We start from the raw sequence: 20,630 nt of genomic DNA on the forward strand, positions 1-20,630 counted from the left end.
TGGAAATTTGCACGTCATTAATTGTAGTGGATTACAATTTTAAATCTGCAAAAATAAACACGTTGTTTTTAATCATTTTCTTTTTTGTTCTTGCAATCTCTTTTCCCTGCAATTACTGAATGGACAGTTTTATAAAAATATATAATAGAACGATGCGGGTTGGGGGTTATTGGCTTTAAAGTGTTTTTACTTTTTATAGGAACAGTTGTGCTATTATGATTATTTCCTCGACATTTGATTACCGTAAAGCAGCAAAACGTTGTCTTCCTCCTTTTCTTTTTCATTATATTGATGGTGGGGCTTATACTGAAGAAACGATGCGACGTAATTGGACAGATATTCAAGAACTTGCATTACGTCAAAGGATTCTGAAGCATGTTGGTCAAGTTGATTTATCAGTCAAGATTTTAGATCAAACATTTGATATGCCGATTGTGCTTGCACCCGTTGGATTAACCGGCATGTATGCACGCCGAGGTGAGGTACAGGCTGCACGTGCGGCAGTTACAAAGGGTATTCCTTTCACATTATCTTCAGTTTCAGTTTGCTCCATTGCAGAAGTGCATGCAGCGGTTGGAAACGCGTTTTGGTTTCAACTTTATGTTCTCAGGGATCGTGGTTTTATGCGTGATGCTTTAGAGCGGGCTTGGTCATCTGGTGTGCGTACATTGGTTTTTACAGTTGATATGCCAGTTCCTGGTGCACGTTATCGTGATGCTCATTCAGGGATGTCAGGACCTTATGCTGGGTTACGTCGTATTTTACAAGCGGTTATTCATCCATATTGGGCTTGGGATGTCGGCATTATGGGGCGTCCACATGAATTTGGAAATGTTTCTGCTTATCTTCAAAAAAAGGTTGCGTTGGAGGATTATATAGGTTGGCTTGGTGAAAATTTTGATCAATCTATCGGTTGGTCTGATTTAGAATGGATTCGGGATTTTTGGAAAGGAAAAATGATTCTAAAAGGTATTCTCGATCCGCAAGATGCTCGAGAGGCGGTACAGTTTGGTGCTGATGGTATTGTTGTGTCTAATCATGGTGGTCGTCAACTTGATGGTGTATTATCAACTGCACGAGCGTTACCAGTAATTGCAGAGGCTGTTAAGGGTGATTTAGCGATTTTAGTTGATTCAGGTATTCGCTCTGGTCTTGATGTTGTACGGATGATAGCACAAGGCGCAGATGCTGTTATGATTGGTCGTGCTTTTGTTTATGCCCTTGCGGCTGCTGGTGAAAAAGGTGTTATGCACCTCCTTGATCTTTTTGCTAATGAAATGAAAGTTGCTATGGTATTGACTGGTGTACGATCAATTAAGGAAATTACACGTGAGAGTTTGGTAAGTTCAAATGTTATAGATCAATAGAGAATGCGGATTGTATGGTTTTAAAAAGACGATTTTAATTGATTAGTATATGGAGATGCAATCTGATATTTTGCGTGTATTATTAGAAAGAGCTCTTAATTGTATCATTTTGCTAGTTTTAGAATTTTGTTAAATAGTAACAACTGGCTTTTATTACAAGTTGCTTCATTATTTAATATTTTTAATAATCATGTAAATTGGTCTGTGGTGCTTTGTTCTGTAAGTAATTTAACAGTTGCATTTCCAAAATATTTTTTTGCAAGTATATCATAACAATCTTTAGTGTCTGCAGTGTAGAATGACGTGTTAGTTGAAAATATCACACGATTGGCAAATGCTATTTGTTGATTAAATTATAAGGATAAAAGATATGCAATGGTTTGATTAATCAATGTATTATTGGTTGGGATCTATTTTCGTAAAGCGCGTTGAAATCTTTTTTATATTACTTCATTTAGAATATATTGAGGAAAAAGTAATGCATAAAGCATTGAAGATGTCATATTAACGGTATTGAATTGCGCAATTACACGACTAAAAATCAGTCATTTTAGCCATCATAAGAAGAAAACAATGAGCTTAAAAAGCTTTTTTATTAGTAGAGTTATTGGAAAAATGAGAATGAAAATGTATAACTAGTCGCGTTCTTTAAAATATAGGAGCGCATAATAAAAGAAATAAAGCTGATTATTATACGATAGATATTTTGATGTATCTGCAAGTTATGTGATAATTTTATACATTAAAAATGTCATATAACAGCTCGAGTTATAATTTGCAAAATATCTATAAAATGCTTTTATGCTTTGCATTACAATCAGAGGGAAGTCTTTCGATTTTTTTTACTGTAATCGAGAACTGTGAACATCATGTATAAAATAAAGCTATTCGCTTCCTAGTCATAGTACAACAAGATTGGTTTGTGAGTAATTAAAACCTCAGATAACCAATTTTTTTTGATCTTAATGGATAAACAATGAATGTATACTGTCAACATATTGATTTTTGATTATATATCATCAGCTTTTATAATCTATCAGATCGTTTGAAATTACAGTCTTTTTTTGTACATTATCATAAACAATTTTTGAACTGTAAGTTAAAAGATGGGTCTGCTTGTGAATTGACAAGAGACGTTTTGAGGGTCAATTGAACATAAGGACTGTAAATCATTTAAGTGCAAGAACAGTTGTATAATGATGGGTGAGTTTGTTTATGAGCTTACAAGTGCAAGGATAATGGGGCACAATGGGTATTGGTTTTATGTTTTTGATGGATGCTATCGGGAGATGGGATTAGTATCTTGTAAACATATTGTTAAAGCAAGTCCACTAATCAGTTGAATAGTAGTATGATGCTGTTCGTATGGGGTCATGATTTTATCAAAGAGATAGAAGAAGCTAAAATGTGAAGCTGCTTCATTTGTAATTTCCACTTACTGAGAAATATTGCTATGAATGCTTTTGAAAGTTATAAAGCTGAATTCACGTGAGATGGTGAGGCAGAGAGCCGATTTATTTCTTTACGGCTTCATGTTTTAACAAAAGTTAAGTAAAGTTTTTTTATTTTAAAGATTAGCTAAACGGATATTTGTGATGCATTATCTCCAATTTGGCACTCGAAAGTGGAAATAGCTAGAAAAGCAATAATAAAGCTTTTCAATATTTGTTTAAAAGGGATGATCAAAATATTCATTTTACGGTAACATATATTTTTTATCACGTAAGGTGAATAAACTTAGTACAAAGTTGAGAAAGAAAAATCTTGATTTGTTTAAGTTTTAAATATCACAATAAAATGTACGGAAATGCTTAACGTGATAATCTTCATAGTTCTTAAAACACTTTTTAGGGTAGCTGTGAAAGTTTTGAGAGTTTGTCTTTTAGTTAAAAGTAGTTTTTAAATGGCTATTTGTATGACGATAAAGATTAGCAAATTTGATATTTTATGTATAGGGTTATTACTCAGACTTTAATTCTTAGTGTTTAAGGTTCTATTTCTATGCAAGCACTAATGTGCTCAATTAAATAATGAACGATGAATTAAAAAAGAATGACGCTCATTAATTTATTGGCTATATTTTGGTTTAAATATAAAGCGGTGCCGCATGCCGGACTCGAACCAGCGACCCCATCATTACGAATGATGTGCTCTACCAACTGAGCTAATGCGGCATAAACTCATACATTAAATTAAACAAAAGAACAAAAGCTAGTCTGAGGGTAATAGCTAAAAGAATACACAAAAGCAAGTATGCATTTTGTTTAATCATTTTTTAAATATTGCAGACATTTGACATGAGAAAAGTAGCTCATGGGAATTATAATCAGAACAGTATTTTTATTTATGCTATAATTACCGATAAAATATTTGATAAATTTATAAAAGTGTTTGGCTTTATAAGCGATATGAAAAGAGTATCTTTGGGATAGTATATGGTGTTAAGATATCTTAGTTAGGCCGTGTCAAGATATTTACGGTTTTTATAAGGAAGTGTGGTAAGTTTATTGAGGGAATGAATAGTATTGTTAACTTTCATAATGTGAAAATAAAACGAGTGTAATAATGTGATAGAAAAGCTATGCTCTGTTTTTATAGGAATCGAGGGAAAGAGAAATAATTTGGTAAGGTTGGATATATGTTTGCTATTTAATCTGCTATTTAAGATGAAGTAAGAGATTATTTTAGATTAAAACTGGCTGACAGAATTGCAAATAGATCTAGTTTATCAATAAAAACGCAATGACGAGTTTTCTCTATGTGGTAATTGATCAATGAAAAGGCCTAAATAAAATATCTAAATCGTTTAATGCCTTAATAAAACGATTTTCAAATTGAGAAGAATTAAATTTTTTTAAAGTTATTCTATTTGTTTTTTACTAATGGGAGTATCGGGTACTTTTTTAAGATTTCGAGTTTTTTAGTAATCAAATGAAGAATTATAAATAACTTGGATGCGCTTCGGCTATTGAGTTGTTTCTGTACAGATTTTTCACAGGAAGTATTAGAGGAGCAGTATACGTTGGTTAAATCTTTTGAATTAATCAAAATAGCTTCATATTATAGCAGCTTGGATCAATTATGATAAATATGTTTATAATAATGCCTTCTTTATTTTCTCCATTAATAAAGCATTTTCAATATATTGAAAGAATAAAATATCTCTAAATGTAGATGTTTTAGTATGCATGGTGCAGTTGAATTTTAGAGAACCTTTTTCATATCAAATATATTCTCTCTTTATAAATATGAGATTTTGTGAAAAGGTTTTTGTTTTTTGCAATTTAATATACAAAACGCTGCTGCTAAGATACCAAAGATAGACCATGCTGGTAAACAAGTTATGGTGATACACGTTGAAGAAAGAAAAGGTGGTGTAATAGTATGTATAGACTGATTAAGATGATAAGTATCTGTTTGCAAAAGGTTTGCTAATATTTTACCTAAAGAAGTTGTTTCCCAATTTTCTGTGATCACAGTGTGTATACTATCAATGACAGATACTATGATTGTCATAGTAACAAAAATGAAAGTCATTAGTTTAAATAAAGGGCGGAGCATATTTTTTCTTGTCATTTTAATGGAACATTTATGTAATGCATAGACAAACAAGTGGTTGCATTATTACAAACAATGAATTTGCGTTTATTTTTATGTTTTTTTGAAAGAAGTGCATCTTCTGCATAAGAATCGTGGTTAATTATCTCAATAAAAATTAAGCTTGAATCTAACAAGAGTAATGAGGAATGATGTTTGAGGAAAAGAACAATGAATTAAAGCGTAACCTTAAAAATCGTCATGTTCAGATGATTGCTTTAGGAGGAGTGATTGGCACAGGTCTTTTTTATGGGTCGACGGAATCTATACAGTTAGCTGGTCCTTCTACCATTTTATCTTATCTTTTAGGGGGACTTATTATTTATTTCATCATGCGAATGCTCGGTGAGATGTCAGTAGAAGAGCCAACTTCAGGCGCTTTTAGTTTTTTTGCCTATAAATATTGGGGGGGCTTAGCGGGTTTCATAACAGGTTGGAACTATTGGTTCCTTTATATTCTCGTCGGTATGACAGAACTTACAGTTATTGGGTTTTATCTCGATCATTGGATTTTAATTGATCATTGGAAATCATCTTTTGTTATCGTTGCATTGGTAACGTTAATTAATTTATGGAATGTCCGTTTTTTTGGAGAGTTTGAATTTTGTTTGTCTTTGATTAAGGTTGTTGCTGTCATTGGTATGATTATTTCGGGAGTTTTTATCATTGTCACTGGAGTAGGCGAAAATCAAGCAGGTGTTCATCATCTTTGGGATGATGGAGGCTTTTTCCCTTATGGTGCAATGGGGGTCATCTTGGCTACTTGCGTGGTGATGTTTTCTTTTGGTGGAACAGAGCTTATTGGTATTGCTGCTGGAGAGGTATCTAATCCACAAAAAGCAATACCAACGGCTATTCGTACAGTAATGTGGAGGGTTCTAATTTTTTATATTGGTTCTATCAGCGTTATTATGATGATAAGTCCATGGAATATGATCAAGAAAAATGGTAGTCCTTTTGTTACAATTTTTGAAACTATAGGAGTTCCCACAGCGGGTCATATTCTGAATTTTGTAGTTATTATAGCTGCTATTTCTGTTTATAATAGTGGTATTTATTCTAACAGTCGTATGCTTTATAGTTTAGCTACACAAAAAAATGCTCCACATATTTTTAGTAAGCTTAGTTCTGCTGGTGTTCCTTATGTTGCGACTCTTTTTTCATCGATTTGTACTGCGATAGTCATCATTATTAATGCTTTTGTTCCCGATAATAGTTTTATGCGTATCATGGCTCTTGCGACTGCAGCAGCGGTTATTACTTGGACCATTATTGTTATTGTCCATTTAAAGTTTCGAAAAGCACATAAAGACAGGAAAGGGTCATTTATTTATGCATTTGGTTTACATCCTTATGCCAATTATTTTTGCCTTTGCTTTCTTGTTTTATTGTTTTGCATTATGTTTGTAAGTGGCTTTCGACAAAATGGATTAATGGTTCAGTTGTTCGGTATTATAGGGATAAAGGTCCCATCCCTTGAATCATATATTTCTGTACAGATGCCTGATATGAGTTTGGCAGTTATTATCATTCCTATATGGTGTTTCCTTTTATTTTTGAGCTATAACCTAAGGGAGAGGATAAAAGGATAATAGAAAGAGATTGATTGGAATAAGTTTTGGGAATTATAAAATTTGACAAAGTAACGCAAGTTTTTGGAGACTTTTACGCTTTAAGAGATATTACTGTACAGCTTACTGAAAAGCGAATTGCAATTATTGGTGCAAATGGTTCTGGGAAAAGCACGTTTGTTCGTCTTATTAATGGGTTGCAATTACCGTCGTATGGTTTTGTGAGTGTTGATGGACTTAATACAAAGCGTGACGCAAAAGCAGTGAAGCGTAAAGTGGGTTTTGTTTTTCAAAATCCTGATAATCAAATTGTTTTTCCGTTAGTAGAAGAAGATTTATCTTTTGGTCTCAAAAATTTAAAACTTAGTCAGAATGAAATTACGAAACGTATAGATGAAATTTTACAGCGCTATGATCTCCAAGATTTTAGAAATCATTCAGTTCATTTGCTAAGCGGTGGGCAAAAACAATTAATTGCGATTTCTGGTGTAGTAGCAATGAACCCGGATTATATTATTTTTGATGAGCCGACGACATTGCTTGATTTAAAAAATAAGCGCCGCGTTACACAAGTTATAGAGGGGTTATCACAAACAGCAATTATTGTATCACATGATTTAGAATTTCTTAGAAAATTTGATAGAGTTCTTGTCTTTGATAAGGGGGAAATAGTTGTTGATGATGTGCCTTCTGTTGCTATAAAGGAATATATAAGAAGAATGTCATGATCGGTTTATATTGTTCTCACAATACATTTATTCATAGATTGCGACCAGGGGTTAAGGTAGTTTTTCTTGTTGTATGTACATCCATCATATTTATGGTGTCGTCTATACCTTTGCTCTCACTATTTTTATTACTTGTTATTTTACTATATGCGATAGCACGGATTCCGTTTAACAATATTTTAATGCAGCTCAAATCAATGAGTCTATTTTTAGGGTTCATATTTATTTTGCAGGTTATTTTTTATAATTGGCTTTTAGGGGTTGAAGTTATATTACGCCTTATTACTCTTGTTTTGTTAGCCTTACTTGTGTCTTTAACAACCAAAGTGTCGGATATGGTAAACTCAATTGAAACAGGGCTTCGACCATTTCAGTGCTGTGGTATAAATCCATCAAAATTTAGTATAGTTTTATCTATGGCAATTCGATTTATTCCAGTTATTAGTGAAAAGTTTCATGAGGTGCGTGAAGCACAGCGTGCACGCGGATTTGAAACTAATATTTTTGCTCTTGCTGTGCCATTAATTATACGAACAATTAAAATGGCGGAAGAGGTCGCTGAAGCCCTAGATGCTCGCTCTTATGATGGAGATTGATGATAAAGTTTTAATTAAAATAAAATCATAAAAATACCCATGGAGAGAGAATAATTGAATGAGTACAAAAGATATAACTTATATTGCGTTGTTTACGGCTATTTATGCGGTTTTGGGTCTTTTCCCACCTATCAACCTTCCTTTTTTTCTTGGCGTTCCTATTACAGCTCAGTCTATGGGGCCAATGTTAGTAGGATCTATACTCGGCGCGAAAAGAGGGATTTTATCATCGGTTCTTTTTCTTTTCCTTGTTGCTGTTGGTTTACCTTTATTATCTGGTGGGCATGGAGGTATCAGTGTTTTTTTAGGAGCTGGTGGTGGTTATTTGATTGGTTTTCCATTTGCAGCATTTTTTATTGGCTTTATGGTTGAATTATTTTGGCAGCGATTAAATTTTATCGTACTGTTTGTAATAAATGTTGTGGGTGGTATTGGGATTGTGTATCTTTTTGGAATACCATGGATGGCTTATATTACTAAAGTTTCTTTGCTAAATTCTTTAATAATTTCATCAGGTTTTATGATTGGAGATATTTTAAAAGTTTTACTTTCATGCTCTATAGCGCTTGCCGTAAAAAAATCCTCTCCTCTTATTTTGGCAAAAAAAAGAGGAGTGTTGCTTTGAATGAAATTTTTGTATAGCAAAAGTTAAAATAGCAATATGATGAAGTTTTTCTTACCTCATTTATTTGCATTTTTATCCGAGAAAATATGCAAGTGCATTGACAAGGGGCGTTTTAAGGGTCAATTGAACATAAGGACTGTAAATCATTTAAGTACAAGAACAGTTGTAACATTGGCCCACAAATATAATGACGGATGAATTGGTTTATGAGTTTTACAAGTGCAAGGATGATGGAGCCCAAAGGGTATTTTTATGCTCTCAATGGATGATGCTATAGGGGGATGGGATTAGGGGCTTATAAACATATTCTTAAAGCAAGTCTACTAACCAGTTGAATAGTGGTATGGTTTTGTTCGTACAGGGTTATGATTTTATCAAAGAGACAGAAGAAGATAAAATATGAATCCGTTTCATTTGTAATTTCCACTTACTAAGAAATATTGCTATGAATGTTTTTGAAAGTTATAAAGCTGAATTCACAGGAGATGGTGAGGTAGAGTGCCGGTTTATTTCTTTACGGATTCATGTTCTAACAAAGCTAAGTAAAGTTCTAATTTGGCACTTGAAAGTGGAAACAGCTAGAAAAGCAATAATAAATATTTTCAATATTTGTTTAAAAGAGATGCTGCTGCGCTTGGATTGGATGTTGATTTAAAAGTAACAGACAGAACACGAGCTTTATCAGGGAAAAAACGCATAAGTTGCAGAATATTTCAGTAATGAACTGGCAAGGGGTTTCAGCTTTTTATGCAACATTCAATGAAGGAACAATAACGCATTTTGTTTTACGTCTTTTTATCCCAATAGATGTTAGATATATTCCTTTGTATTATCTTCATTAAGATCATTGATCGGTACTATTGGGACAATTCCTGCTGGAGCGATGAAAGGTTGACGTGATGCAATGACGGATTTTCGAGTTCCTCTCATCAAGTTAAGTGATGAAGGTTATTAAACAAGCCAGTTTTCTTTCTTATGATGACTTTAAAAGTAGAATAAATTGAACTGATGCGTTGCATAATATGCTGTAAAGAAACCATCAAAAAACTATTTTTAATTAGAACGAAAATCCTAAAAAACATCAAAATTGCCTTAGAATGGGTTTTGAGGGTTATTATGTTTATCACTTTGAGAGTTTAGATAATATTTTAAGTACAGAAGCAATCTATTTTTATGGTTTTTTCTTAATTAGATCAGGGATGACGCTTAAGTTTCAGTATTTATTAAAAATGTATAATAATGATTATTTTTTTTAAATAGAGATTTACATGATTATTACGTTAGGTATTTATGCATGATGAGAAAAATAAGAAAGAAAATATTGATGGATGATTATCTCAGTACGGTGTAGAGCATTTTATATATCTTAACTTTCTTTCGCGATGTTTTAAAAATGCTAGAGAACATAGCTTATTCTTCTGAATAAATTTAATGATAGCATGATCCTACATGTCTAAGGTATCATGCTTTCAATATTATCGTGAAAAAATTGTTTTTACCGTCTTCATGGTTTTTTGTTAGTAGCGATACGTTAATTATTAGATACAAAAGAAATTTAAACAAAAGCCAAAGCTTTACACCATTCTTGACTTAAATAATTTTTTTACATTTTATTAAGTTCTCTTGAAATTATTACTCTTTCAGAACTTTACTATTTTTAATTAACTCACCCCTTTTTAAAAATGCCCTACTTGGATAAAACTATTTTTACATCTCAGCGTTTGATGTACTGAATTTTCTGAGAATCTTTTTTAGAAATAAGGCCATCTCGAAATAATGTTTTTGCAACTTTTTTTGCTGTATCAATTATTAGATCAGAGAATGATGAGAATTCAGAACCTTCACTAATACCTTCAGCAAACCAGATAGTTTCTCCATTTTGAGTATTTTTAAGATATGCTCTGATATTCATAATAGGCATTGAGAGATTAGACCCAGGAGTCATATAACCAGGTGTTGCATATGAATTAGCGGTAACGTGATAGGTGTTCGTAATATCAACATATCCAGTAGCTTGACTGTGAATTGAAGCTGGAACATAGTGTCCAGGAATGTACATTTTTTCTACGTCACGATGATATGGGTTGACAATTAAAATTGTGTCTGCACCTATTCTTCTTGCGACTTTATAAATTTCTTTTGTACTTGAGTAGTCTCTGTTTAGTATAGGAAAGACATCCAATCCACTATAGAGTTGGATATCATATCCAGCAAGAGATTGTACTAAAGCATTTTTTAAGAGTTTTTGTTCTTTAATTGACATATCATAGCCGAAAACAATCATCTTTTTGATTTGGAAATTATTTCTATACTTTGGATCAATAATCCCGCTCAGTTTTGTAGATGCACAGGCAGTAAGCACCAATAAACAAAGAAAAAAGATAGCTCTTTTCATTTAAGATATCCCAATTAAAGTTTATATATAGAATTCTTTATGAAAACATTTTATAAATAAAAATCCCGCAACAATTTATTAATCAAAATTAATAAAATAATTCATAATCAATTACAATAAAATTTTACTTATTATAGAAGGTTTAGCGAATTTTATACAGAGGACTTTGATATTATTAAGTGAATAGTTCAAATGGATTTTAAAGATAATGTAGACAGTTATGGTTGGGCGCCGTTTGTACTAACTATTTATTTTCTTACATAATAATAGGTTTTGTTCAATAGACTATGTCGTATATTTTCACTTGAATGGTATTCATTTATGGAGACATTTTGAGAGAGTGATTAGGATACTTTACATTTATTTCAAATGATATGAAGTATGATTTTTAATAATATTTTGATCATATATATATATTTGATATATAGTTTGTATAGGAATTTTATGTTATTATCTTTCATCTAAATTGATGAATTTCCATCAATTTTTTTATTATGATTAACTTTGATATTGTTATAAATTGTAGCACATTTATGAATTTAAGCACTTCTTTTTATGATGAAATACATTTATTTCACGTGAGTAAATTTCTGGTGCGATATCCAGGAAAGGATGCTTAAATTGATGAAGTAAAGTTTAAATTTTTGTAGCTTAACAATTCGAAAAATTTGAGAAAGTTTTTCAAATTATAACCCTTAAAACTATTTTTGAGATAGTTTTTTTTGGGGGGGGTGAGAAGTCGGATTTTAGCTAACACGGATATTTTAAGAATCATTTATACGATGAATAAAGATCAACGATTTGATACTCGATGGTATGTTATTTATATCTGAATTCCCAGCATTGAAGATTTTTTTTATGTTAGAGATTGTTTCTAAAGTATCGTAATTTTAAACTTCAACAGTTTTATGGGTTCTGTTTCATTAATTAGAAATGAAAGGTTAATGACAAAACAGGTTAAAAAAATTTTTATTACAGGGAGAGGTGGTGCCCAGACGCGGATTCGAACCACGGACACGCGGATTTTCAGTCCGCTGCTCTACCAACTGAGCTATCTGGGCGTGTATCACAAAATACATGAAACGTGTGCGGTTATAACATTAAAATTCTCTCTGTCTAGCCATTAAGAGAAAAATAATTAATTTTTTAAAATTAATCTTTGTATTTGAAGTATTATAATTACTCTTTCCATAAAATCAACTTGATAGATATATTGTGATACATTAGTATATTACCATCAAGATATTGTTGTATTGTGGTAATAATGTAGGTAATTCCATTTACAGAATCAATTTAGAAGCATGGTTGAAGAGAGGCATTTCTATAAAAATTTTATATTAAACTAAGTATTATAATTTACAGAATAAATAAAAAATACTGTTGATATTTTTGCACGAAAGCTATTACCACAAATCATTAATGATTTTCCTTCTTTTGAGGGAAGGTGAGTCATTTGAAAGGGGAGAATAATGATAGTAGTGAAAAAACCAGATGAGCGTCCTAATAATCCTAATTTTTCTTCAGGCCCTTGTAGTAAACGGCCGGGCTGGACTGTTGAAGTTTTAAAAAATGCGTTGGTTGGGCGTTCTCATAGATCTGAAGTAGCGCAGGTGCGACTTGCTGAAGTTATTGATTTAACCCGTGAAGTCCTTGAAGTACCTTCTGATCATCATATAGGTATTGTTCCTGCTTCAGATACTGGTGCGGTTGAGATGTCTCTGTGGTCTTTATTAGGCTGTCGTGGGGTTGATATGATCGCATGGGAAAGTTTTGGTTCAGGTTGGGCCGATGATGTTATTGAGCAACTAAGACTTTCTGATGTGCGTCGTTTTCAAGCTCCTTATGGTGAATTGCCAGATTTATCACAGATTGATTTTGACCGTGATGTTGTTTTTACGTGGAATGGGACAACTTCTGGTGTGCGTATTCCTAGTGCAGATTTTATTCCAGATAAGCGGGAAGGATTAACAATTTGTGATGCGACATCGGCTGCTTTTGCTCAAAAGCTTGATTTTTCTAAATTAGATGTTGTGACTTTTTCATGGCAAAAAGTTTTAGGTGGAGAGGCAGCGCATGGTATATTAATTTTAAGTCCTCGTGCTGTTGAGCGACTTGAGAATTATATTCCAACTTGGCCCATTCCCCAAATTTTTTGTATGGTAAAGGGTGGGAAACTGAACAAAAATATTTTTAAGGGAGAAACAATTAATACGCCTTCTCTGCTATGTGTGGAAGATTATCTTGATGCGTTGAAGTGGGCAAAGTCTCTGGGTGGTTTGCCAGCTTTAAGAGCACGAGTTGATAAAAATTTTGCTGTACTCGATACTTTTATTGGTAAAACGCCATGGTTGGAGTATTTGGCGAAGGTTCCTCAAACACGCTCTAATACATCTGTTTGTTTGAGAATTGTGGATCCAGTTATTACTGCTTTAAATGTTGAAGAACAGGTGTCTTTTATAAAGGCTATAGTAAATCGCCTTAATGAAGAGGGCGTTGCTTATGATATTGGTTCATATCGAGATGCTCCTCCAGGACTTCGCATTTGGACAGGTATAACAGTTGAGACTTCTGACCTAGAAGCTTTAACGAACTGGCTTGAATGGGCATTTCAAGTTGAAAGAGCCCATCTTTAAATAATTTATTCTATTTTTATAATATAAATTTTTCATAAAAGATAATGTAATAGGCTATTATGGCCTCTTACGTTTTTGTATAGTCTTTCAATATTGCGTAGATTATCAATGGTCAAAGGGTGATACAATGATTTGTTAAGTTATGAAAAAATAGTAGTAAGGGCCTTTAATTTTTTTATTTTTTACAGCAGGAATAATTGGTTAATAATGAAAATAGGCTTTATGTTTTAGGCGTATTTTTTTTATTATCATGAAGATTAATATTGAGGAAGTTTTACATGAAGAGTAGAACTTTTTCTAAGGCCTCTTTATAAACTCTATAAAGAAGCATCTATTTTTTACATTAGTTTTATATTTTACCAAATACAACGGAGAAGGTTATGGCCAATGTGGTAGTTGTTGGTACTCAATGGGGAGATGAAGGAAAAGGTAAAATCGTAGATTGGTTATCTGAACAAGCAGATATTGTTGTAAGATATCAGGGGGGGCATAATGCTGGTCATACATTGGTTATTGATAGGGTTAGTTATAAACTATCGCTTTTGCCATCAGGACTAATTCGGGGAAAATTATCAATTATCGGTAATGGTGTTGTAGTTGATCCTCATCATTTTGTTGCAGAATTAAAAAAATTACGTAGCCAGGGTGTGAAGATTACACCAAAAATTTTACGTATTTCCGAAAATGCTCCTTTAATTCTTTCTTTGCACCGCGATTTAGATGCAATTAGAGAAAGTGGTCTTTCAGGTTTAACAATCGGGACGACAAAGCGCGGTATTGGTCCGGCTTATGAAGATAAGGTAGGTCGTCGTTCTATTAGAGTAATGGATTTGGCGGAAACAAGCACGCTTATGGTCAAGATTGAACGACTTTTGCAGCATCATAATGCTTTGCGTCGTGGAATGGGGGTTGCAGAGATCGATTCTCAAGTGCTATATAATGAATTGATACAGGTAGCAGATGATATTTTGCCTTTTATGGATTGTACATGGCGTCTCTTGGATGAAAATTATAGGATGGGGAAGCGCATTCTTTTTGAGGGCGCGCAAGGTGCTTTCCTAGATAATGATTTTGGAACTTATCCTTATGTAACATCATCAAATACAGTTGTAGGGCAGGCATATACTGGTTCTGGTATAGGGCTTGGTTCGATTCATTATGCTTTGGGAATTGCAAAGTCTTATACAACACGCGTTGGAGAAGGGCCATTCCCGACAGAACAGATAAATGAGATTGGTGAATTTTTGGGGGTGCGTGGGAATGAATTTGGCGTTGTAACTGGTCGAAAGCGTAGATGTGGTTGGTTTGACGCTGTGTTAGTACGTCAGATGGTAACAATTTGCGGTATTCAGGGTATAGCATTGACAAAACTTGATGTGTTAGATGGTTTAGATGAAATTAAAATTTGCGTTGGCTATGAACTCGATGGTAAAAGAATTAATTATCTTCCTTCTTCGACGGGCGCTCAAACTCGCGTGAAGCCGATATATGAAACATTGGAAGGCTGGAAGGAAACAACAGCATGTGTATTAAGTTGGGAAAACTTACCAGTGCAGGCTATCAAGTATATACGCTATATTGAAGAACTAATAGGAACGAAGGTGGTTTTAATATCCACTAGTCCGGAACGTGAAGATACTATTCTTGTTACTGATCCTTTTGCAGACTAATTATTTTTGTTTTCTATTCTTCTATAAAAAAGTATAAATTTGAATATGAATGATAGAGAAGTACAAAATAGTATTGTTTATTTGATATATTCATCTTAAATAAGAGCTAATATTTATATTAAATAATTAAATCAATTTATAAAATTATAAAATAAGGGTGCAGCTGAGATTTTTTCAGTATAATAAAAATTGCATAGGATATGGTAGATTTCACTAGAATCTTAAAAAAAACAATTGACGCACAAGGTAATGCTACACCACAGGTGCGAAAACGAATCTATAAACGAGCTATCGAAACACTAGAAAAACAATTTGTAGAAGCAAAAATTGCACAAGAGGTAGCTTATGAACAAAGAAAGATTTTGCAAAATGCTATTACAACTGTTGAAGAAGAATATTTAGCTTCTGAAAAAAAGTTGCTTTTTTTGGGTATTGGTTGGAAATCAATAGGTGCAATTGCAAACGATAAAAACATACAAAATTCTGTATTGTTACAAGATGATGAGTCTTCTGCCTTAAATCTACCAGATGCAGAACCTGTCAATATGGGTGCTTGTTTATTGTCTAAATGTGACAGCAAAAAAGAATTAGTTTTTACTTCGCAAGCAGATCATTCCCATATTGTTTCTCATATTTTTTCTCAAGCTTTACGCCGTGCTAATCGATCATCGATGCAAAAGCGTATCATAACTAGTATTGTTGCCTTTACCAGTGTTACCATTTTAGTTATTGGCATTTTTTTTATTGGTAAGCGTATATTTGTATTAAATGAACACAAGATATCAAATGCAAATATTCAAGCTTCTAATTCATTACCAAAAACGATTTCAGTTAATAAAAAATTGACGCAACGTTTATTAGAGGATGGAAGTGAAATTGATGTTGGCTTAGGTCAAGAAGAGAATTATTCAAATAAGGAAGGAAGTTCAACTGTTGTTGCTAATAATTTTCAGCCAATTGAACAGTTAGGTGAAGCTATTCTCTATAAAACGCGTACGAGTTATGAGACAGAAAAAGTGGCGACAGGTAATGCGCGATGGTCTCTGATAAAGGAAACTGTTAAAGGATCCTCAGAAGAGTCAGCTATACAAGGCGACATAACGATTCCGGATGAAGGGTTATCATTGCGGTTAATTCTACGTCGTAACATCGACATATCTTTTCCTGCTGCATATACTATGGATATTATTTTTATTCTTTCTGATAAATTTTCAGGCCAAGCTATAAGTAGTGTTCAAGCTCTGACTTTTAAGGCAAGTGAACAATCAATTGGGCAGCCTTTGATGAAAACTGTTTCTGCAAAAATTGATGATAACTTTTTTCTTGTTGCATTAAGCAGAAATCATCCATTTCTTGATAGAAATTTACAATTGATGCGGGAATTAGATTGGATACGTTTGGTGTTAACTGATAAAAACGGGCGTATAAATGAGCTCACATTTGCAAAAGGACCAACAGGCGAAGCTATTTTTAATGAGGTTATTAAAAAGTGGCTCATAACGCCAAATAAATTGACAGCTCTTGATCAAAAAAACAAGCGTTGATGGTGGGTGAATAAAAAAGTGAGCAAGCCAAATCCGTTTAAAAGTAGAAAAAACGGCGTATATTGCATCCTATCTCGATTTCAAGAATGCCTACTAAGTATCATTAACTTTGCATTTGTCTTTGAGATAAAGCAGAAGCTCTTATGGATATAGAGTGTTGTACTTTTTCAAATGCACGCATTTCAATTTGCCGTACACGTTCCCGACTAATATTGAATTCATTAGAGAGCTCTTCTAGCGTCAGCGGTTCATCACTCAAACGACGCGCTTTAAATATACGTTTTTCACGTTCATTTAGATTATCCATAGCGTGCGTTAACATAGAACGACGATTTTGCAACTCATCCTGTTCTATCAAAATCTGTTCTTGATTTTCAGAATCGTCGACCAACCAATCTTGCCACTCGCTATTTTCACCTTCTTTTATACGAAGAGGTGCATTGAGTGAAGCATCACCACCGAGTCTACGATTCATTGATATAACTTCATCTTCTGTTACATTTAATTGAGTTGCAATCTCCTTCACTTGCTCCGCATTGAGGTCACCACTATCAAATGCTTGTAGTTTATTTTTTAATTTACGAAGATTAAAAAATAAACGCTTTTGATTAGCTGTTGTCCCCATTTTCACCAGACTCCAAGATCGTAATATGTACTCCTGAATTGATGCTTTAATCCACCACATTGCATAGGTCGCAAGACGAAATCCCCGTTCCGGTTCGAAACGTTTAACAGCTTGCATAAGTCCAATATTACCCTCTGAAATAACCTCTCCAATAGGTAACCCATATCCTCGATATCCCATTGCAATTTTAGCAACGAGACGCAAATGACTCGTAACCAATCTATGTGCAGCTTTGAGATCATTATGTTCACGGTAACGTTGAGCTAACATATATTCTTCTTTTAGCTCAAGCATTGGAAGACGATGTATTTCCTCCAAGTAGTGATTCAGTCCTCCGTCACCTGCTATCACTGATACCAAATTCATATGGGCCATATAGCGCACCCTCCTCTTCCACGAATTTCCTTACAAGGCAAATCCTATTTTTAGATATTTAACTCTCTTTTATAACAGCTGCGTCACTATAATTTTAAATTTTGTTCAAAAATGGATATTTTATTATAAAATCATGAAAAAGACAAAAGTTTCAATTCATTTTTCTAAAATTATTAATAAGTTCAGCCATATCTTGAGGGAGTGGTGAAGAAAAAGACATAACTTCATTTGTGGCAGGATGCTCAAAAGTAAGACTGGCCGCATGGAGAGCTTGTCTCTTAAGTTGATTAATTGCGTTTTTTACTATGGGATTAAGTGTATTTGATTTTGTTTTAAAAGCGTTCCCATAAACAGTATCGCCTATCAGTGGATGCCCGATATGAGCCATATGAACACGAATTTGGTGTGTGCGACCAGTTTCTAAACGACATTCTAAAAGGCTAGCAATAGATGTTTTATCGGCACAGGTTCCATATTTTTCAAGTAAGGAAAAATGTGTAATTGCACGGCGAGCGTGAGGATTTTGGCTATGAACAACAGCTTGTTTTATTCGGTTATGAGGAGAACGGCCAAGGGGTGCATCAATTGTTAAAATATTCTTTTTGGGGTATCCCCAAATTAAGGCATGGTAACATCTATCTAGTGAAGTGTTGCGTCCGTGATCAAAAAATTGGGCACTAAGATTTTTATGCGCAAAATCATTTTTAGCAACAACCATAACTCCACTTGTATCTTTATCAAGACGATGGACGATACCAGGACGCTTAATACCACCGATACCTGATAGGCTATCGCCACAGTGGTAGATAAGGGCATTAACTAGCGTACCAGTCCAGTTCCCATTACCAGGATGAACAACAAGACCTGCTGGTTTATTGATGACAATGACATGGTTATCTTCAAATAAAATATCTAATTCAATAGCTTCAGCGCTTGGTTTTGCAGCGCTAGGAGCAGGAATTTTTAATTCAACTATTAGATTAGGTTTTAATTTCGTTTTAGGTTCCTTCATTAATTGACCATTAATTTTAAGAAAACCTGCGCGGATGAGGGTTTGCAAACGTGAACGTGACAACTCATTCTGGCATTGTTTAGAAAGCCATTGATCAAGTCGTTGCCCAAGAGCACTCTCATCCGTTATCCATTGTACCAATATATGATCCTAATTAAGCTTTTAATAAATTTTTCTACCAGTATGAAATTGCTTTGGTATCTAAAAATTCTTTAATACCCCATTGTCCGCCTTCACGTGCACGGCCAGAAAATTTGACTCCTCCAAAGTAACTACCACTGGGTAAGCCATGTCCATTAATTTCTACCATACCAGATCGCATTTGCACAGCGATACGTCTACATTTGTTTTGATCCTGCGATTGTATATAGTTTGATAGACCATATTCGGTATCATTGGCTAAAGCGACGGCTTGGTCTTCCGTATTAAAAGGAAGAATCGAAAGAACTGGGCCAAATATTTCTTCTCTAAAAATACGCATATTAGGTTTCACATCAGAAAAGACTGTTGGGCGTACATAATAACCACGTTTCATTCCCATCGGTAAACCAGAGCCACCTGCAATAAGAGTTGCACCTTCATCAATTCCGGATTGAATAAGCTCTTGAATTTTATCGTACTGCTGTTTTGATACTACAGGACCAATGTGATCCCCCGCTTGGTGGCTTGGCCCTACTTTTGTTTTTTCAGCGATATCTTTGGCTGTTTTGATGGCTCTGTCATAAATAGTATGCTCTACAAGCATGCGCGTTGGTGCATTACAACTTTGTCCACTGTTATAAAAGCAATGCTGCACACCACGTTGAATAGCTTCTGAATCAGCATCGGCAAAAATGATATTAGCTCCTTTACCTCCAAGTTCGAGACAAACTTTTTTTAAAGTGTCGCTAGCATTTTTGGAAATAGATTTTCCTGCTCTGGTTGATCCTGTAAAACTTATCATTTCTAAATCTGGATGAGAGGCTATGTAAGAGCCTATATTGCTCCCATCTCCATTGATTAAATTAAAAACACCAGCAGGTAGAGCAGCTTCATCTAAAATTTCAGCAAAGAGCATAGCAGAGAGAGGGGCAATTTCAGAAGGTTTCAATACCATTGTGCATCCTGCCAATAAAGCAGGAATAACTTTAAGAGTTACCTGATTCATAGGCCAATTCCATGGGGTAATTAATCCTACCACGCCGATAGGATCATAGTGAAGAATAGCTTTTTCATTTCCTTCTACTAAAACATTTTGGAATGAAAACTCTTTGAAAGCTTTTATAAAGTTGCGAATATGAGAATAGCCTGATGCAGTTTGTGCATTGCGTGCCATATCAATAGGCGCTCCCATTTCCATCGAAATGGTTTTTGCCATATCTTCTGAATGTTTTTCATAAATATCTAAAATTTTTTCAACGAAGCTAAGTCTTTCATTCACTGGAGTTGTTTTCCAGCTTTGAAAAGCATTTTTAGCAGCGCTAATTGCTCTATCCGCATCTTTTTTATTACAAATACTAATGACAGCACAAGCTTCCTCTGTCGATGGATTAATGACATATAAATCATTCGGAGCATCTGGATCATCCCATTGACCATTAATATAAAGTTTACGTTTATTAAGCATGTTGTGTTCCCTACCTTGTTGTTATTAATTTCACTCTATTTGAAAAAAATAATAAGGATAATTTTATAAAAAGTGAAGAAATAAAGTTTCCCTGTATAATTCAAGACGGAAGATAGAGGCAATATTGCTTGTGCAGATGTGGGGAAAAAGTGTGTCGTTAGTACGCTATAATTTTTTCATAAAATAGTTATTACTGGAAAAAAGTTATTAACCTTCATGTTATATGTTCTGTGCGTTCTTTATTGAAAAGACAATTGTTCTCATTGCTGCAATTTTGTTGGGTATC

The 20,630-nt window shown here is 33.9% G+C and carries 14 protein-coding genes and 2 tRNA genes; 9 read left to right on the top strand and 7 right to left on the bottom strand.

Annotated elements, in window-relative coordinates:
• The first annotated feature begins 215 nt into the window (after positions 1–215).
• Positions 216–1,367 carry an FMN-dependent L-lactate dehydrogenase LldD gene (gene lldD / locus V5N68_RS01340; protein WP_332065389.1) on the top strand — a complete coding sequence of 384 codons (1,152 nt, stop codon included), beginning with the start codon at positions 216–218 and terminating at the stop codon, positions 1,365–1,367.
• 2,101 nt (positions 1,368–3,468) lie between these two features.
• Here lldD and V5N68_RS01345 read toward each other — a convergent pair.
• A tRNA-Thr gene (locus V5N68_RS01345) sits at positions 3,469–3,541 on the bottom strand.
• A 1,066-nt stretch (positions 3,542–4,607) separates the two neighbouring features.
• Positions 4,608–4,928: a hypothetical protein gene (locus V5N68_RS01350; RefSeq protein WP_332065435.1), complete on the bottom strand. Its 321-nt coding sequence runs from the start codon at positions 4,926–4,928 to the stop codon at positions 4,608–4,610.
• 188 nt (positions 4,929–5,116) lie between these two features.
• Here V5N68_RS01350 and V5N68_RS01355 point away from each other — a divergent pair, with 188 nt between their 5' ends.
• The 5 genes from V5N68_RS01355 to V5N68_RS01375 all read left to right on the top strand — a co-directional run bounded on the left by V5N68_RS01355 (position 5,117) and on the right by V5N68_RS01375 (position 9,139).
• Positions 5,117–6,556 (top strand): amino acid permease, encoded by a 1,440-nt coding sequence (locus tag V5N68_RS01355; protein WP_332065436.1) that lies wholly within the window; start codon positions 5,117–5,119, stop codon positions 6,554–6,556.
• Between the two features lie 26 nt (positions 6,557–6,582).
• On the top strand, positions 6,583–7,263 hold the full coding sequence (locus V5N68_RS01360) for an energy-coupling factor ABC transporter ATP-binding protein (RefSeq protein WP_332065390.1): 681 nt from the start codon (positions 6,583–6,585) through the stop codon (positions 7,261–7,263).
• Positions 7,260–7,859, top strand: coding sequence for an energy-coupling factor transporter transmembrane component T family protein (locus V5N68_RS01365; RefSeq protein WP_332065391.1), 600 nt, complete (start codon positions 7,260–7,262; stop codon positions 7,857–7,859). Before V5N68_RS01360 ends, V5N68_RS01365 begins: the two co-directional genes overlap by 4 nt.
• Before the next feature lie 58 nt (positions 7,860–7,917).
• Complete coding sequence (locus V5N68_RS01370; RefSeq protein WP_332065392.1) at positions 7,918–8,484, top strand: biotin transporter BioY; 567 nt, start codon at positions 7,918–7,920, stop codon at positions 8,482–8,484.
• Positions 8,485–8,929: 445 nt separating this feature from the next.
• Positions 8,930–9,139, top strand: a complete 210-nt coding sequence (locus tag V5N68_RS01375; protein ID WP_332065393.1) for a hypothetical protein — start codon at positions 8,930–8,932, stop codon at positions 9,137–9,139.
• A gap of 1,059 nt (positions 9,140–10,198) precedes the next feature.
• On the opposite strand, the gene V5N68_RS01380 is transcribed toward V5N68_RS01375, so the two are convergent.
• Together V5N68_RS01380 and V5N68_RS01385 are read right to left on the bottom strand one after the other, a co-directional pair.
• A complete protein-coding gene (locus tag V5N68_RS01380) occupies positions 10,199–10,879 on the bottom strand; it encodes a hypothetical protein (protein ID WP_332065394.1) in 681 nt (226 codons plus the stop codon).
• 985 nt (positions 10,880–11,864) lie between these two features.
• A tRNA-Phe gene (locus V5N68_RS01385) sits at positions 11,865–11,940 on the bottom strand.
• Between the two features lie 408 nt (positions 11,941–12,348).
• On the opposite strand from V5N68_RS01385, the gene V5N68_RS01390 reads away from it, so the two are divergent.
• The 3 genes from V5N68_RS01390 (at position 12,349) to V5N68_RS01400 (ending at position 16,726) form a co-directional block, all read left to right on the top strand.
• Complete coding sequence (locus V5N68_RS01390; protein WP_332065395.1) at positions 12,349–13,512, top strand: phosphoserine transaminase; 1,164 nt, start codon at positions 12,349–12,351, stop codon at positions 13,510–13,512.
• Positions 13,513–13,892: 380 nt separating this feature from the next.
• Entirely contained in the window at positions 13,893–15,182 is a 1,290-nt protein-coding gene (locus V5N68_RS01395) for an adenylosuccinate synthase (RefSeq protein ID WP_332065396.1), read from the top strand.
• Between the two features lie 200 nt (positions 15,183–15,382).
• On the top strand, positions 15,383–16,726 hold the full coding sequence (locus V5N68_RS01400; protein ID WP_332065397.1) for a hypothetical protein: 1,344 nt from the start codon (positions 15,383–15,385) through the stop codon (positions 16,724–16,726).
• Positions 16,727–16,829: 103 nt separating this feature from the next.
• Here the strand turns inward: V5N68_RS01400 and rpoH are convergent, their stop codons facing one another.
• From rpoH to V5N68_RS01415, 3 genes are all read right to left on the bottom strand, one after another.
• Positions 16,830–17,726: an RNA polymerase sigma factor RpoH gene (gene rpoH / locus V5N68_RS01405; RefSeq protein ID WP_332065398.1), complete on the bottom strand. Its 897-nt coding sequence runs from the start codon at positions 17,724–17,726 to the stop codon at positions 16,830–16,832.
• A gap of 151 nt (positions 17,727–17,877) precedes the next feature.
• The gene (locus tag V5N68_RS01410) at positions 17,878–18,882 is read right to left on the bottom strand and encodes an RluA family pseudouridine synthase (protein ID WP_332065437.1); all 1,005 of its coding nucleotides are present in this window, start codon (positions 18,880–18,882) and stop codon (positions 17,878–17,880) included.
• 31 nt (positions 18,883–18,913) lie between these two features.
• A complete protein-coding gene (locus V5N68_RS01415) occupies positions 18,914–20,344 on the bottom strand; it encodes an aldehyde dehydrogenase family protein (RefSeq protein WP_332065399.1) in 1,431 nt (476 codons plus the stop codon).
• Positions 20,345–20,630: the final 286 nt, after the last annotated feature.

Origin of the sequence: Bartonella eidoli (assembly GCF_036576145.1) — a bacterium.
In the GTDB taxonomy this organism is placed as follows: Bacteria; Pseudomonadota; Alphaproteobacteria; order Rhizobiales; family Rhizobiaceae; genus Bartonella.

Coding starts and splice junctions, on each gene's coding strand:
- V5N68_RS01355 (WP_332065436.1), top strand. CDS start 5,117: ATGTTTGAGGAAAAGAACAATGAATTAAAGCGTAACCTTAAAAATCGT.
- V5N68_RS01415 (WP_332065399.1), bottom strand. CDS start 20,344: ATGCTTAATAAACGTAAACTTTATATTAATGGTCAATGGGATGATCCA.
- V5N68_RS01380 (WP_332065394.1), bottom strand. CDS start 10,879: ATGAAAAGAGCTATCTTTTTTCTTTGTTTATTGGTGCTTACTGCCTGT.
- V5N68_RS01370 (WP_332065392.1), top strand. CDS start 7,918: ATGAGTACAAAAGATATAACTTATATTGCGTTGTTTACGGCTATTTAT.
- V5N68_RS01365 (WP_332065391.1), top strand. CDS start 7,260: ATGATCGGTTTATATTGTTCTCACAATACATTTATTCATAGATTGCGA.
- V5N68_RS01395 (WP_332065396.1), top strand. CDS start 13,893: ATGGCCAATGTGGTAGTTGTTGGTACTCAATGGGGAGATGAAGGAAAA.
- V5N68_RS01350 (WP_332065435.1), bottom strand. CDS start 4,928: ATGCTCCGCCCTTTATTTAAACTAATGACTTTCATTTTTGTTACTATG.
- V5N68_RS01375 (WP_332065393.1), top strand. CDS start 8,930: ATGAATGTTTTTGAAAGTTATAAAGCTGAATTCACAGGAGATGGTGAG.
- rpoH (WP_332065398.1), bottom strand. CDS start 17,726: ATGGCCCATATGAATTTGGTATCAGTGATAGCAGGTGACGGAGGACTG.
- lldD (WP_332065389.1), top strand. CDS start 216: ATGATTATTTCCTCGACATTTGATTACCGTAAAGCAGCAAAACGTTGT.
- V5N68_RS01390 (WP_332065395.1), top strand. CDS start 12,349: ATGATAGTAGTGAAAAAACCAGATGAGCGTCCTAATAATCCTAATTTT.
- V5N68_RS01400 (WP_332065397.1), top strand. CDS start 15,383: ATGGTAGATTTCACTAGAATCTTAAAAAAAACAATTGACGCACAAGGT.